Origin of the sequence: Bradyrhizobium sp. 40 (assembly GCF_023100925.1) — a bacterium.
Classification (GTDB): Bacteria; Pseudomonadota; Alphaproteobacteria; order Rhizobiales; family Xanthobacteraceae; genus Bradyrhizobium.
Window position 1 is genome coordinate 6,079,624 of sequence record NZ_CP064688.1, and the last position, 13,845, is coordinate 6,093,468.

At 64.7% G+C, this 13,845-nt stretch carries 14 protein-coding genes; 8 read left to right on the forward strand and 6 right to left on the reverse strand.

All coding sequences use genetic code 11. From position 1 onward, the window contains the following. The first annotated feature begins 9 nt into the window (after window positions 1-9). The 5 genes from IVB40_RS29085 to IVB40_RS29105 all read left to right on the forward strand — a co-directional run bounded on the left by IVB40_RS29085 (window position 10) and on the right by IVB40_RS29105 (window position 5,142). Window positions 10-1,347, forward strand: coding sequence for a copper oxidase (locus IVB40_RS29085; protein WP_247357240.1), 1,338 nt, complete (start codon window positions 10-12; stop codon window positions 1,345-1,347). Window positions 1,348-1,382: 35 nt separating this feature from the next. Beyond that, the gene (locus IVB40_RS29090; RefSeq protein WP_027568196.1) at window positions 1,383-1,838 is read left to right on the forward strand and encodes a cupredoxin family protein; all 456 of its coding nucleotides are present in this window, start codon (window positions 1,383-1,385) and stop codon (window positions 1,836-1,838) included. A gap of 16 nt (window positions 1,839-1,854) precedes the next feature. After that, entirely contained in the window at window positions 1,855-2,157 is a 303-nt protein-coding gene (locus IVB40_RS29095) for a copper-binding protein (protein ID WP_247357241.1), read from the forward strand. A 348-nt stretch (window positions 2,158-2,505) separates the two neighbouring features. After that, a complete protein-coding gene (flhA, locus tag IVB40_RS29100; protein WP_247817073.1) occupies window positions 2,506-4,647 on the forward strand; it encodes a flagellar biosynthesis protein FlhA in 2,142 nt (713 codons plus the stop codon). 294 nt (window positions 4,648-4,941) lie between these two features. Beyond that, on the forward strand, window positions 4,942-5,142 hold the full coding sequence (locus IVB40_RS29105; protein WP_247357243.1) for a hypothetical protein: 201 nt from the start codon (window positions 4,942-4,944) through the stop codon (window positions 5,140-5,142). A gap of 299 nt (window positions 5,143-5,441) precedes the next feature. Here IVB40_RS29105 and IVB40_RS29110 read toward each other — a convergent pair whose 3' ends face one another. The 6 genes from IVB40_RS29110 to fliI all read right to left on the reverse strand — a co-directional run bounded on the left by IVB40_RS29110 (window position 5,442) and on the right by fliI (window position 11,730). Beyond that, window positions 5,442-6,662 (reverse strand): FAD-dependent oxidoreductase, encoded by a 1,221-nt coding sequence (locus IVB40_RS29110; protein ID WP_247357244.1) that lies wholly within the window; start codon window positions 6,660-6,662, stop codon window positions 5,442-5,444. A gap of 141 nt (window positions 6,663-6,803) precedes the next feature. Continuing rightward, complete coding sequence (locus IVB40_RS29115; protein WP_027568199.1) at window positions 6,804-7,763, reverse strand: AraC family transcriptional regulator; 960 nt, start codon at window positions 7,761-7,763, stop codon at window positions 6,804-6,806. Between the two features lie 237 nt (window positions 7,764-8,000). Beyond that, entirely contained in the window at window positions 8,001-9,059 is a 1,059-nt protein-coding gene (locus IVB40_RS29120) for an anti-sigma factor (protein WP_027568200.1), read from the reverse strand. Between the two features lie 67 nt (window positions 9,060-9,126). Then, a complete protein-coding gene (locus IVB40_RS29125; RefSeq protein ID WP_027568201.1) occupies window positions 9,127-9,672 on the reverse strand; it encodes a sigma-70 family RNA polymerase sigma factor in 546 nt (181 codons plus the stop codon). A 179-nt stretch (window positions 9,673-9,851) separates the two neighbouring features. Next, window positions 9,852-10,271 carry a flagellar export protein FliJ gene (gene fliJ, locus IVB40_RS29130; RefSeq protein WP_007600546.1) on the reverse strand — a complete coding sequence of 140 codons (420 nt, stop codon included), beginning with the start codon at window positions 10,269-10,271 and terminating at the stop codon, window positions 9,852-9,854. 133 nt (window positions 10,272-10,404) lie between these two features. Then, complete coding sequence (fliI, locus tag IVB40_RS29135; protein ID WP_106946294.1) at window positions 10,405-11,730, reverse strand: flagellar protein export ATPase FliI; 1,326 nt, start codon at window positions 11,728-11,730, stop codon at window positions 10,405-10,407. A gap of 415 nt (window positions 11,731-12,145) precedes the next feature. On the opposite strand from fliI, the gene IVB40_RS29140 reads away from it, so the two are divergent. The 3 genes from IVB40_RS29140 (at window position 12,146) to IVB40_RS29150 (ending at window position 13,845) form a co-directional block, all read left to right on the forward strand. Then, window positions 12,146-12,847, forward strand: coding sequence for a response regulator transcription factor (locus tag IVB40_RS29140; protein ID WP_007600544.1), 702 nt, complete (start codon window positions 12,146-12,148; stop codon window positions 12,845-12,847). Window positions 12,848-13,016: 169 nt separating this feature from the next. Next, complete coding sequence (locus tag IVB40_RS29145; RefSeq protein WP_027568203.1) at window positions 13,017-13,421, forward strand: DUF350 domain-containing protein; 405 nt, start codon at window positions 13,017-13,019, stop codon at window positions 13,419-13,421. Window position 13,422: 1 nt separating this feature from the next. Then, on the forward strand, window positions 13,423-13,845 hold the full coding sequence (locus tag IVB40_RS29150) for a hypothetical protein (RefSeq protein WP_247817074.1): 423 nt from the start codon (window positions 13,423-13,425) through the stop codon (window positions 13,843-13,845).

Consider the following 13,845-nt stretch of genomic DNA (forward strand, 5'->3'; position numbering starts at 1 on the left):
GAGGCCAACATGTTTTCTCGCCGAGGATTTTTGGGTAGCGCCGCGCTCGCCGGCGCATCCGTCGTCAGCGGCCGCACACAGGCCGCCTCCATTCCGGAAGCCCCGCACATGGACAAGGTGGTGATGCAGCCGCCACTGCACCCGATCAGTGGGCCGGACTATCGCCCCGTCGTCACGCTGAACGGCTGGTCGCTGCCGTTCCGGATGAACGGCGACTGGAAGGAATTTCATCTCGTCGCCGAGCCCGTGGTGCGCGAATTCGCCGAGGGCATGAAGGTGAATCTGTGGGGCTATAACGGCCAGTCGCCGGGCCCGACGATCGAGGCCGTCGAGGGCGACAAGGTCCGCATCTTCGTGACCAACAGACTGCCCGAATACACCACCGTGCACTGGCACGGCATGATCATTCCCAGCGGCATGGACGGTGTCGGCGGATTGACGCAGCCGCACATCCAGCCGGGGAAAACCTTCGTCTACGAGTTCGAGATGAGGAAGAGCGGGACCTTCATGTACCACCCGCATTCCGACGAGATGGTGCAGATGGCGATGGGCATGATGGGCATGGTCGTCGTGCATCCGCGCGACCCGAGCTTTCGCCCGGTCGACCGCGACTTCGTCTTCGTCATGAGCACCTATCGCGTCGATCCCGGCACTTATCTGCCGCGCGTCAACGAGATGACTGACTTCAACATGTGGACCTGGAATGCGCGGGTGTTTCCCGGCATCGATCCGCTGCCGGTCAGGCTCGGCGACAAGGTGCGCGTGCGCATCGGCAATCTCAGCATGACCAACCATCCGATCCATTTGCACGGCCACAGCTTTGCGGTGACCTGCACCGACGGCGGCTGGATTCCGGAGAGCGCGCAATATCCGGAGACGACGACGGACGTACCGGTCGGCGCTGTCAGAGTGTTCGACGTGCTCGCCGACAACCCCGGCGACTGGGCGTTTCACTGCCACAAGTCGCATCACACCATGAATGCGATGGGACACGACATGCGCAACATGATCGGGGTGTCGCGCAAGGATCTCGCCAAGGCCGTCGGCAAGCTCGCGCCTGACGGCATGGCGATGGGCTCGACCGGCATGGCGATGGGCAACATGGAGATGCCCGCGCCCGACAACACGCTGCCGATGATGACCGGCACCGGTCAGTTCGGCCCGATCGAGATGGGCGGCATGTTCACCGTGATGAAAATCCGCGAGGGCCTCGCGCGCGACGATTATCGCGATCCGGGCCCCTACCAATTCCCGCAAGGCACCGTCGCCTACGAAGTCACGCCGCCGGCCCCGGAGCCCGTGCGGCAACAACCAGGCGGACCGCCGATGAAGAACATGAAGATGTGAGCGTTTCGATGAACCACCACCAACTGGAGACACCAATGAAGACGACGATCAAGCTCGGTCTCGCGCTGGCCGCGCTTTCCACCGCGCCGGCCTTTGCCCACGACCAGCACGGGCACGGCACCTTTTCGGCCGGCGAGCCCGGCGATCCCAAGAAGCCCGCGCGCACGATCGAGATCCTGCTGAACGAGATGGACTATGCCCCCGCCAGGATCGAGGTCAAACGCGGCGAGCAGATCCGCTTCGTGCTGCGCAACGTCGGCAAGGAGGACCATGAATTCCTGCTCGCCACCACCAAAGAGAATCTCGCGCATGCGGTGGAGATGAAGAAGCATCCGCACATGGAGCACGACGATCCCAACGGTGTCAGGCTCGCACCGAGCAAGACAGCCGAGATCCTCTGGAAGTTCAGCAAGGCCGGCACGTTCGAATTTTCCTGCCTGATACCCGACCACCGCGACTACGGCATGGTCGGCCACGTCACCGTGAAATAACGCAAGGGAGGTCACCATGAATCGCATCATCCGCATCGCCGCCGCACTGTCGCTGGCCGTCGGCCTTGCCACAGGTGCCCTGGCAGCCCAGGGCGCCGCCATCAGCGGCGAGGTCAAGAAGATCGACGAGGGCGCCGGCAAGATCACGCTCAAGCACGGGGCCGCGAAGAACCTCGGCATGGATGAACCCATGACCATGGTCTACCGCGTCAAGGACCCGGCCGTGCTCAAGCAGGTGAAGGTCGGCGACAAGGTGACCTTCGAAGCCGAGGAGGCGACTTCGGGCTATACGGTGACCCGGATGGAGAAGGCGAAGTAGGGCTACTTGCTCCGTCCGCCGATTTCGGCCCCAGACGCTTCCACAAGTCATGGCCGGGCTCGTCCCGGCCATCCACGCCTTCGGCGAGACAAGCCGGGCATGACGACTGCTTGCCTGCCAGATGGCCGAAATACCCCGGTCAGCCCCCATGCCGCAGCCTTTATTAACCGTTTGCTAACCATACACCCGGCAAGAATTGCCCAGTGGAGTCGAGTGTCGTCAGCCGCGTAGAACGGGGATTGCCCTGTGGACGCCAGTGCGGTGCCTCACTTTCGGAACGGCGGCCCTTCGGCCGCCGCGCAGACATTTGGGGCGCGCGGACGGCAGTCGCGCGGAGGGGCAGCTACCATGGTCGACGTCACCGCGGGACAGGGCGTAGGCGGCACAAACGCCGGTTTCCCCACCCTCGCCGAGATCGGCAACATCCTCAAGCGCGGCGATATCGCGCTGGCGCTCGGCGTCCTCACCATCCTGGTGGTGCTGATCCTTCCGCTGCCTGCGATCGTGCTGGACCTGTTCCTGGCGATTTCGATCACGCTCTCGATCCTGATCCTGATGACGTCGCTGTTCATCCAGGCGCCGCTGGAATTCTCCGCTTTCCCGACCGTCCTGCTGATTTCGACCATGCTGCGGCTGTCGCTGAACATGGCCTCGACCCGGCTGATCCTGTCGCACGGGCACGAGGGCACGGATGCCGCCGGTCACGTCATCGAGGCCTTCGGCAGCTTCGTGATGGGCGGCAATTTCGTCATCGGCATCATCGTTTTCGCCATCCTGATCATCGTCAACTTCGTCGTCATCACCAAGGGTTCGGGCCGCATCGCCGAAGTCGCGGCGCGCTTCCACCTCGACGCCATGCCCGGCAAGCAGATGGCGATCGACGCCGACCTCTCCGCCGGCCTGATCGACGAGGCCGTGGCCAAGCAGCGGCGCAAGGATTTGGAGGACGAGAGCGGCTTCTTCGGCGCCATGGACGGTGCCTCCAAATTCGTCCGCGGCGACGCCATCGCCGGCCTCCTGATCGTCTTCATCAACGTCGTCGGCGGCATGATCATCGGCGTGGCGCAGCAGGGCCTGTCCTTTGCCGACGCCGGCCGCAGCTACACGCTGCTGACCGTGGGTGACGGCCTCGTGACCCAGGTGCCGGCGCTGATCGTTTCGACCGCGGCCGGCCTGCTCGTCTCCAAGGCCGGCGTGTCCGGCGCCGCCGACAAGGCGCTGATGAAGCAGTTCTCCGGATATCCGCAGGCGCTGGCGATGTCCGCGGCGGTCATGCTGGTGCTGGCGGCCCTGCCGGGCATCCCGACCCTCCCCTTCCTGGCGCTCGGCTCCGGCGCCGGTGCGCTCGCCTGGCACGCCCGCAACCGCAACCGGGCAAATGCCAGGGCTGAGGAAGTTGCGAAGACCGCACCTGCGCCGGGAACGCCGGGTGCAGCCGGCTCCGCTGCGGCGGAGGAGCCGATCTCCGCGGCGTTGAAGATCGACGACCTCAAGATCGAGCTCGGCTATGCCTTGCTGCCGCTGGTCAACGGTCCCGACGGCACCGATCGCCTCACCGAGCAGATCAAGGCGCTGCGCCGCTCGCTCGCGATCGAGATGGGTTTCGTGATGCCCGCCGTGCGCATCCTCGACAACGTCCAGCTCGAAGCCAACACCTACATCATCAAGATCAAGGAGGTCGACGCCGGCACCGGCAAGATCTGGCCGAGCCAGTTCATGGTCATGGACCCCGGCGGCAGCCAGGTGCAGGTGCCCGGCATCCACACCACCGAGCCGACCTTCGGCCTGCCCGCGACCTGGGTCGATGCCAGCCTCAAGGAGGAGGCCTCGCTCAAGGGCTATACCGTCGTCGACGCCGCGACCGTGCTCTCGACCCACCTCACCGAGCTGCTCAAGGCCAACATGTCGGACCTGCTCTCCTATGGCGAGGTGCAGAAGCTGCTCAAGGAGCTGCCGAAGGAGCAAGGCGAGCTGGTCAAGGACATCGTGCCGGGACAGGTCACCGTCTCCGGCATCCAGCGTGTGCTGCAGCTGCTGCTCGCCGAGCGCATCTCGATCCGCGACCTCTCGACCATCCTCGAAGGCATCGCCGACTCGCTCGCCTTCTCGCGCAATCCGGCTACCATCGTCGAGCACGTCCGCGCCCGCCTGGCACGGCAGATCTGTGCGCAGAACACCTCTTACAGCGGGTATCTGCCGCTGATCGCGCTGTCGGCGCGGTGGGAACAAGCCTTCGCCGAATCCATTATCGGCCAGGGCGAGGAGCGAAGCCTCGCGATGCAGCCCTCGAAGCTGTCGGAGTTCATGACCGGCGTGCGCGAGGCCTTCGAGCGCGCCGCCCGCGAAGGCGAGGCCCCGGTGCTGGTCACCTCTGCGGCAATTCGTCCCTTCGTGCGTTCCCTGGTCGAGCGGTTCCGGGCCCAGACGACCGTGCTGTCGCAGGCTGAAATCCACCCCAGGGCGAGACTGAAAACGGTCGGAAGCATCTGATTTGCCTTAAGAAGCCGTGTGTTTTTTGGCCACATGCAAATGGTTTTTAAGCTTTTGGCGCCTTGCCGATCAACGGTCGGGAAGGCGCCTGACAGACACATTACAGCTTTGAAATAATTGCAAAATTGCACGATCTAGAGCCGTTTTTGATCGCGGCTTCTCACGTCCTGTCACGCTCTTGTGATCGCCTCTTGGGAACGAATCCTCCCAATACTAGGTTGTTGGGCACCGGAAGAATGAACCTGCCCAAACACGCAGGCGACTACTTCGGGTAGATGGCGGCAGGAGCCTTCCATGAACCACTCGATTTACAGCGCAGATCGCTCGACCCACCTCAAGATCGTGGTTGTCGCGCTCGTTGCCGGCATCGCGGTGGCGGGTCTCGGGATCACCGCGCGTACGAGTTCAGATGAAGGCCTGACCCAGACCGCTCGCGTCATGAAGGCCGGCAAGCCGATCGCTATCACCAGTGCGAACGTGTCCCTCGTTCGCTAAGGAGATTTGAGTTTCAGGAATTCACGCGGCTCTTTATCAGCCCCCCAAAGTCGCCACGTGGATATGTAGACGACCCCAACCCCAAGTCGACTACAGAAAGCGCCCGCCCCCCACGGGCGCTTTCTCATGTCCGGGGTATGCCGTCATCGTGAGCGCACGCGCGTCCAGCTCCGTCATTGCGAGGAGCTGTTGCGATGAAGCAATCCAAAACCCCTCCGCAGAGACATTCTGGATTGCTTCGCTACGCTCGCAATGACGAAGGAAAACGTACCGCAGTCACCCCCCAACGGGCACCGATACTACCGCGCCCCATAAGTCGGCGGCGGCGCCTGCACGGTTGGCGCAGCTGCCGCGAACAGCTCGTCCTTGCGCCCCGAGAGCGGCGGATAGATGCGCCTGCGGTTGATGGTCTGCTTGGTTGCCTTCGCGGCGGCGCCAGTGGCGCGGACTTCGCGGTCCCACCCTTCCGTATAGAGTGCGCCCCAGCCGCCGAGATCGAGCACGGTCACGTACCAGTCGATCCGGAGCGGCAGCATCGGCAGGCCCGCGAGATCGGCGACCACATTGTGGCCGGCGAAGCGGCCCATGGGACGCGCGAACTGGCAGGACATCACGGTCGGATGCAAGCCGTCGACCACGCTCGAGGCGACGTCGCCGGCCGCGAACACGCCGCCGACATCCGCGACCCGCATCATGGGATCGACCAGAAGCCGTCCAAGGCGATCGCGTGCGTCCGGGAAGCTCGCGGCCAAAGGGCTCGCGCGCATCCCCGCACACCAGATCACCGTCCGCGTCGGAATGAACTCGCCCGAGCTCAGGCGCAGGCCGGCGGCCTCGACGGAGACGACGCGGACGCCAAGCCGTGTCTCGACGTCGAGCGAGGCCAGCGCCGTCTCGATGACGGGACGCGCATGCGCGCCGATCGTGGCGCCCACCACAGGATTGGGATCGACCAGGATAATGCGGCGGCTGCCCGTGATGCCGGCGCGCGCCAGCCTGTCGGGCATCTCGGCCGCGACCTCGATGCCGGTGAAGCCGGCGCCGACCACGACGATCGTCGAGCGCCCCGGTGCGGGCACGCTGCGTCCGAGCGAGGTGAGATGATCCTCGAGGTGCAGCGCTGCTGCATAAGTGTCGACGTCGAAAGCATGCTCGGCAAGGCCGGGAATGTCGGGACGCATCACTTCGCTGCCGAGCGCCAGCACCAGCCGGTCATAAGCCAGCGTCTCGTCGCCGCCACCCGTGACCAGCGAAACCTCGCGCCGTGCCGGATCGATGGCTTCGACCTCGCCGATCCCGTGACTGACGCCGATCGGATCGAGCAGTTGCGGCAGCGGAAGCGCGACCTCGCTGAGATCGGCCTCGTAATTGCGGACGCGGATGTTGTGATACGGATTGCGATCGATGACACGAATCTCGATGTCACCGCCGGACGCGCCGATCTCTTCGCGCTTGCGTGCGGCACCGATGGCCGCCCACAGACCTGCAAACCCGGCGCCGAGCACGACGATACGCGCCATGTCCGTTGACTGCATTTCCCAAGAGAGCGACGAGGAAGCGACGAACGATCGAGCCGTCTGACCGCGCAGACAGATATAACTCATCCGGCCGGGCGGACCAACTGCGGTGGCACCGGCGCGCCGCACAAATTCTCGGCGCGCTCAGGCCTCGCGCAGTTCCGACGGCGTCGCGGCAAAGCGCTTGCGGAAAGCGCGGTTGAAATAGGACAGATCGGAGAAACCCGACGAATGCGCGATGTCGCTGATCTTGCGGGTCCTGGCGCGGGGATCGCCGAGCAGCTTGCGCGCCTGCAGCAGGCGCTGTTCCAGCACGAACTCGGTGAAGGTCGTTCCGGCCTGCTCGAACAGGCGCTGGGCCTGGCGCGGGCTCAGGCCGGAGCGCGTGGCAATCTCGGACAGGCAGAGATCGTTGCGGCCAAGCGCAGCCATCACGTCGGCGCGCATGAGATCGAGACGGGCCGCCGCATGACCTCGTCCGCGCGCGAGACTTGCATGCTCGGCGTCGGTGCCGAGCAGGAGGCCGACGAGATCGACCATGTGCTGCGCGGTGAGGCGCTGGCCGACGGCGTCGAGATGCGGCGCATGATGGGCGGCAAGGGAGTGGTAGCGCAAGATCGTCTCGGCGACCGCGCCGTCCGAGAGGACTTGCGACAGCTTGTCCTCGGCACGCGGATTGATGTCGAGCAGCGCGCGGCGCGGCATGCGGATGGTGGTGAAGCGATCTTCCTCGGTGTGACCGACGGTGCCGGTGATGCCCATGTCGACGAGCACCATCTGCGCCGGCGCAAGCTCCACCGCATGGCCGTTCTGCCCGACGCGGACGAGACCCGCATGCGCCGCGATCAGGACGAGATCGTCGCTGCCGTCGGCAAGGTGGCTTTGGGTGCGTGAATATTGCGCGGAGGCGCCTTCGGGAATGGCAAGCGCGATATTGTCGACCACGCTGACCTGGAGCCGGCAATCGATGCTGTCGCCCCGGCTCGGCCCGATATCCAGGCCGCAGGCCCCGAAAGTCCGCTCGCGCCAATGTTCGAAGGCCTGGCCGTGTGGCAATCCCGCGTATTGGTGAATGAAGATGCCCGACGTTTTCGTTGCATCCATCTGATTTCTCGCCCCTCTCCGGCACCATGATTGGCGGCGCCGACTGCAAATTCCGGGCATTTGACGCCGCGAAACGCGGAGAGGTTCAAATCGGGGGCGGATTTGGCGGGATTTGTCGGAAGACGACGGTGGGACGGACCGTGGCGACAGGTTTACGCACTTGTAGGCCCCATGGAGCAAAGCGGAATACAGGGCAGTGGTCCCGGATTGCGCTGCGCTCCATCCGAGCTACGACGATTACTTCTTGGCGGGCGCCTGCGGCTGTGACGGCGGCACGGTCTCGATCAGCTTGCCGGAAAACACCGGCGCCGAGGTCGGCTGGCCGTTCGGCGAACCGCCCGCCTGCTCGACGGTGACGGCGTAGGTCGCACCGTTGACGACGTCGGCATCGTACGAACCAAGCACCGGCCGTGCGGTGAAATCGCCGGCGCCGATCACGCCGAGCGAGCGCGGACGCGGCAGCTTGTCGGAGATCAGCCAGAGCTCGAAGCTCTTGCCGGGCTCCGGTGTCGCGCCGACCTTGCGCACCGTAAAGTTCTTGGTCGCACCGTCGATGGTGAGGATGAAGGCGGGACCTCCGCCCTGGCCCTGCAACAGCGCGACATATTGCGACGATACCGGGAGCGGCGCCGGTGTCTTCACCTCGACCGTCTGGATGCGCGCTGGCGGTCGCAAGCCGCCCGGCAGCGCGTCGGGCAGGAAGATCTGAAGCGACAGCGTCACGAGCAGCGCGGCCGCGAGCGCGCCGACGGCGGATGCGATGGTGCGCCAGCGCTTCACGCGGCCCTCGAGCCGGATCACGTTGCTGTTGTCGGCAACCGGCGGCGGTGGCGCACGCACGACATCCGGGTTCGGCGCGTGGACCTGCGGCATGAAGATCGGCACGACGTCGGGTATCGCATCGGACTCAAGTCGCGCCGCGGCGGGCTGCTCCACTTCGGGAGGCTGCGGCGGCGGTTGCTGCATAGTCTCCGACGGCACCTGCGGAGGCATGGTGTCGGGCGAGGAAAACTCCGGCACGAGTGGCGGCGGTGCTGCGTCCGGCAGCGCTGGCGGATCCTGCGCAAAGCCGGTCCGCGCGAGCTCGGAACTGATGTTCTCCCACACGATCGGACGCGGCTCGATCGAGCCGACCATCTGGTTGAGGACGCCGAGGCGGAATGCCCACGCCTGCACCAGATCGGCGAACCCCTTGTCCACCGCCATCATGGTCTCGACCTGCGCGCGCTCGCCGGCGTCGAGCGTGCCGAGCGCATATTCCGCGGCGAGCGCGATATGGTCCTCCGTATAGGCCATCACTTGCGGTCCAGACCCACCCTCACCGTACGAGCTCTCATAGCCCAAGCCTTCATAGTCCAAGCCCTCATAGCCCGAGACATTCGCGAATATCCAACATGCTGCGCCGAAGCCACGTCTTCACCGTGTTGACCGGCGCCGCGAATTTCTCCGCCAGTTGCTCGCGGCTCCAGCCGTTGTAATAGGCGAGAAGCACGAGCCTCTGACGGTCCGGCTCGAGCCGGCCGATACATTCGAGCAGCCGTCTCAATTCCTCAGTCATCTCCCGCCGCGCCAGCGGATCGGGGCTGTCGCTTGCGACTTCCATCGCCTGCGGCTCTTCCTCGATGGAGACTTCCGTCTTCTTGCGCACGATGTCGATGGCGCGGTTGCGCGCGATCGACGCCATCCAAGTGATCGGCGACGCGAGAGCGGGATTGAACTGGCCGGCGCTGTTCCAGATCTTGACGTAGGTCTCCTGAATGACCTCCTCTGCGAGATCCTGTCGGCGCAAGATACGGAGCACGACGCCATAGAGTTTCGCGCGCGTGGCGACGTAGAGGCGCTCGAACGCGGCCTGATCGCCCTGCGCCACCGCCCCAATCAGCCCGACCAGCTCTGCTGGCGTCAGCATTCAGCCCCCCAATGCGCAGCCCGTCGCGTTCCGCGCAGGCCCTGGCACTCCGCCACCATAGCGCGCGACAAAGCCGACCACCAAGGGGGCGCGGCGGCACACTGTGGACAGCACATGCAAAAACCCGGACCCATGGGGTCCGGGTTCTGCAAATTCTCGCAGGTCTGGCGGCTAGCGTCTCAAGCGACGGCGCCCATGCGGGCACGCATCAGGCCGATGCTGTCGAGATCGGCCTGCTCGCGGGCGTTTTCCTCGGCGCGTTCGCGGGCTTGATCGCGCTCGTCGAGGAGCTCGACCTTCTTCAGCTCCTCGAAGGCTTCGGCCAGTGCAGCCTTGGCTTCGTCGAGCTGGCCCTTCAGCTCGTCGGCCGAGCGGGTCAGGTTCTCGCGACGCTGGATGGCAGCCTTGGCATAGGTCGGATAGGCGAAGTGCGAGGGATCGTTGATCCCGGCGCGCTCCTGCTCGGTCGAGATCTCGCGTTCAAGATCGGTCGACATCCGCTGGAAGTCGGCGATCATGGTCTCGATCTGGCTGACCCGGCGGCGCTTCTCGTCGACCTGAAACTTCTTCAGGCGGATGAGGGTATCACGTGACTTCATCGACTCGTACTCCCCAGAAGTCCCTTGGCTGCAAGAAACACACACATTGGGACAACACCGGTCTCCCCACAGGCCCGACGGGGGCCAAGACCGGCTCTGCTACTCTGTGGGATGGGATGATGACGGGACAAAGTTAGCGTTCCGTTTCCAAATTGCCGAGGATTTGCGCCAACTGGCGGTAGCCGTCCGCCAGCGATGCATTTTCATCCTTGCGCTGGCGCAGGAAGGCCTCCAGCGGCTCGTGCAGGCGGATCGCCTCGTCGACCTCGGGGCTGGAGCCGGCGCGGTAGGCGCCCAGACGGATCAATTCCTCCATGTCGGCATAGGTCGCCATCACCGCCCGCGCCTTCTGGATGGTCGGCCAGAACTGCGGGTCGGCCGATTTCGGCATGGTGCGGGAGACGGATTTGAGGATGTTGATGGCGGGGTAGCGGCCGCGCTCGGCGATCGAGCGCTGCATCACGATGTGGCCGTCAAGGATGCCGCGGACGGCATCCGCGATCGGCTCGTTATGGTCGTCGCCATCGACCAGCACCGTGAAGATCGCGGTGATGGCGCCCTCGCCCAAGCCCGGGCCGGCGCGCTCCAGAAGCTTCGGCAGCTCGGTGAACACGGTCGGCGTGTAACCCTTGGCGGTCGGCGGCTCGCCTGCGGACAGGCCGATCTCGCGCTGGGCCATGGCAAAGCGCGTCACCGAATCCATCAGGCAAAGGACGTCCTGCTCTTCGTCGCGAAAATATTCGGCGACCGCGAGCGTCAGATACGCGGCCTGGCGGCGCATCAGCGCCGGCTCGTCGGAGGTCGCGACCACGACCACGGAACGCGCGAGGCCCTCCTCGCCGAGGTCGTCCTGCAAGAATTCCTGCACCTCGCGGCCGCGTTCGCCGATCAGCCCGATGACGCTGACGGCGGCATCGACGTTGCGCGCAAGCATCGACAGCAGCACCGACTTGCCGACGCCGGAGCCTGCGAAGATGCCCATGCGCTGGCCGCGGCAGCAGGTCAGGAAGGTGTTCATCGCGCGCACGCCGAGATCGAGCGGCGCGCCGACGCGCTTGCGCGAGTGCGCCGGCGGCGGCGAATTGCGGTACGGCATCGGCGCCGGGCCCTGCGGCAGCGGCCCCTTGCCGTCGATCGGCTCACCCAGCGCATTGACGACGCGGCCAAGCCAGGCCGCGCAAGGCCGCACCTGATTTGCGGCATTGGCGATGACGGCCTTGCAGCCGCGCCGCACGCCGTCGAGGCCGGCGAACGGCATCACGACGGCGTTGTTGCCGGAGAAGCCGATCACCTCGCAGGGGATGGAACGGTTGCCGCCGGTCTCGATCACGAGCCGCGCGCCGACCGACATCGCGTGGATCGGTCCGGCCACCTCGACCATCAGGCCGCGCACGCCGACGACACGGCCATAAATATTGATGCCGTCAATATCGCCGATCTGTTCGGCAAGAGCCTTCATTAGAGGGCCTTCATGAGGTGATCGCCTTCATAATCCGGGGCTTCGTGGCGAAAACCTTAAGTTTCGCCATATTTCTGAACGGCGCTTAACTTCGTGTTTACCCGCATCGTTAATCATTGCGTCACTGTCTTTGTGACTGAGCGTGGCTCCCCTTCAGAAGAAGGCTGAGTCGCGGGAGTCGGTTAGGCCCGTCTCTTAAAGTGGAACTTGAACGCAACCGGATAACGAAAGCTGCTTCGCACACAAGACCTTAGGGCGATTCGACGAAAATTGCATCTACAGGGCTTGCGTTCCAGAATCAGAATTTGTTAACCATCTGTTGTCAGGATCCGAATCAGTTGTTCAAAGGCGTTTTGTTGTGTGCCGCGAATGCGGCCGACCTGACGCCCAGGAGCGGCGACTATGGGGAACTGGCATGCGCGTTTTGCTGATTGAAGATGACAGCGCCGTCGCGCAGTCGATCGAGCTGATGTTGAAGTCTGAGAGCTTCAACGTCTACACGACCGATTTGGGGGAAGAAGGCGTCGATCTCGGTAAATTATACGATTACGACATTATCCTTCTCGACCTCAACCTGCCCGACATGTCCGGCTACGACGTGCTCAAGCAGCTCCGGGTCTCCAAGATCAAGACACCCATTCTGATCCTCTCCGGCCTCGCCGGCATCGAGGACAAGGTCAAGGGTCTCGGCGTCGGCGCCGACGACTACATGACCAAGCCCTTCCACAAGGACGAGCTGGTTGCCCGCATCCACGCGATCGTGCGCCGCTCCAAGGGTCATGCCCAGTCGGTCATCCAGACCGGTGACCTCGTCGTCAACCTCGACACCAAGACGGTGGAAGTCGGCGGCCAGCGCGTGCATCTGACCGGCAAGGAATACCAGATGCTGGAGCTGCTCTCGCTCCGCAAGGGCACGACCCTCACCAAGGAAATGTTCCTTAACCACCTCTATGGCGGCATGGATGAGCCCGAGCTGAAGATCATCGACGTCTTCATCTGCAAGCTCCGCAAGAAGCTCGCGAATGCCTCGGAAGGCCGCAACTTCATCGAGACCGTTTGGGGCCGCGGCTATGTGCTGCGCGAGCCGCACGAGGTCGAAGAGCGCATTCCCGCCTGATCCTGGGTTTACCCGCGAGCCCTTCGGGGCTTGCTCCTCCCAGCCTGGACCCCGCCGCGAATGGCGGGGTTTTGTTTTTTGGGGACACGAACGCGGCCTCATCGTCCTGCCGCCGTTGAACCGCTATCCTTCCCCCGCCGACGAATGGTCGCTGCACGATGGGGGAACGATGATCCTGCAATCACTCGCCGGCCTGCCCGCCTTCCTGGTCTATTTCTGCACCGGGCTGATCGCGATCGTGACGTATCTGTTCGTCTACACCCGCATCACGCCCTACAACGAATTCCAGCTGATCCGGGACAACGAGCCGGCCGCGGCGATCGCACTCGGCCTCAGCCTGCTCGGCTTCGTGGCGCCGCTGGTCAGCGCCATCGCGCATTCGGCCAATGTGCTGGATTGCCTGATCTGGGCGGTCATCGCGCTGATCGTGCAGATCATCGTGCTGTTTCTGGTGAGGGTGCCGGTGCCGAATCTGCCGGCGCGGATCGCGGCCGGCGAGCTCGCGCCCGCGATCTGGCTCGGGCTGTCCTCGCTTGCCGCGGGCCTGCTCAACGCCGCCTGCATGATCTACTGACATGGCCGACAAGCCCTCCAAAAAGGAGTTCGGCAAGCGCCGGCCGGCGGCCGGACCGCCGCCTGCACAACAGCCGGTGAAGCGCTCCCGCCATGTCGCGCTGCTGGTGATGGGCACGATTGCGGTCGGCACCACCGCCTACACGCTGAGGCCGCGGCACAATTGCGAGCCCTCCGCTACCGGTGCGATAGTCCCCGGCGCCACGGTCCCCGGAGCCGCGCCGGTGCAGGCGAGCACCGCCTGCAGCAGCAGAAGCAGCTCGTCGGGCGGCGGCGGCAGCTCGCGCTGGTCGTCGCGATCAAGTTTCTTCAGCAGCGACTCCTCGAACCATTCCTCGTCCGGAACGTCATCCGATTCAGGCTCCGGCGGCGTGAGCCGCGGCGGCTTCGGCTCGTTTGGCCATGGCTTCTCTGGCGGCAGCTGA

What these genes read in the sequence shown, in the direction of transcription:
- IVB40_RS29085 (WP_247357240.1), top strand. Translation starts at nt 10, where the DNA reads ATGTTTTCTCGCCGAGGATTTTTGGGTAGCGCCGCGCTCGCCGGCGCA.
- IVB40_RS29090 (WP_027568196.1), top strand. Translation starts at nt 1,383, where the DNA reads ATGAAGACGACGATCAAGCTCGGTCTCGCGCTGGCCGCGCTTTCCACC.
- IVB40_RS29095 (WP_247357241.1), top strand. Translation starts at nt 1,855, where the DNA reads ATGAATCGCATCATCCGCATCGCCGCCGCACTGTCGCTGGCCGTCGGC.
- flhA (WP_247817073.1), top strand. Translation starts at nt 2,506, where the DNA reads ATGGTCGACGTCACCGCGGGACAGGGCGTAGGCGGCACAAACGCCGGT.
- IVB40_RS29105 (WP_247357243.1), top strand. Translation starts at nt 4,942, where the DNA reads ATGAACCACTCGATTTACAGCGCAGATCGCTCGACCCACCTCAAGATC.
- IVB40_RS29110 (WP_247357244.1), bottom strand. Translation starts at nt 6,662, where the DNA reads ATGGCGCGTATCGTCGTGCTCGGCGCCGGGTTTGCAGGTCTGTGGGCG.
- IVB40_RS29115 (WP_027568199.1), bottom strand. Translation starts at nt 7,763, where the DNA reads ATGGATGCAACGAAAACGTCGGGCATCTTCATTCACCAATACGCGGGA.
- IVB40_RS29120 (WP_027568200.1), bottom strand. Translation starts at nt 9,059, where the DNA reads ATGGCCTATACGGAGGACCATATCGCGCTCGCCGCGGAATATGCGCTC.
- IVB40_RS29125 (WP_027568201.1), bottom strand. Translation starts at nt 9,672, where the DNA reads ATGCTGACGCCAGCAGAGCTGGTCGGGCTGATTGGGGCGGTGGCGCAG.
- fliJ (WP_007600546.1), bottom strand. Translation starts at nt 10,271, where the DNA reads ATGAAGTCACGTGATACCCTCATCCGCCTGAAGAAGTTTCAGGTCGAC.
- fliI (WP_106946294.1), bottom strand. Translation starts at nt 11,730, where the DNA reads ATGAAGGCTCTTGCCGAACAGATCGGCGATATTGACGGCATCAATATT.
- IVB40_RS29140 (WP_007600544.1), top strand. Translation starts at nt 12,146, where the DNA reads ATGCGCGTTTTGCTGATTGAAGATGACAGCGCCGTCGCGCAGTCGATC.
- IVB40_RS29145 (WP_027568203.1), top strand. Translation starts at nt 13,017, where the DNA reads ATGATCCTGCAATCACTCGCCGGCCTGCCCGCCTTCCTGGTCTATTTC.
- IVB40_RS29150 (WP_247817074.1), top strand. Translation starts at nt 13,423, where the DNA reads ATGGCCGACAAGCCCTCCAAAAAGGAGTTCGGCAAGCGCCGGCCGGCG.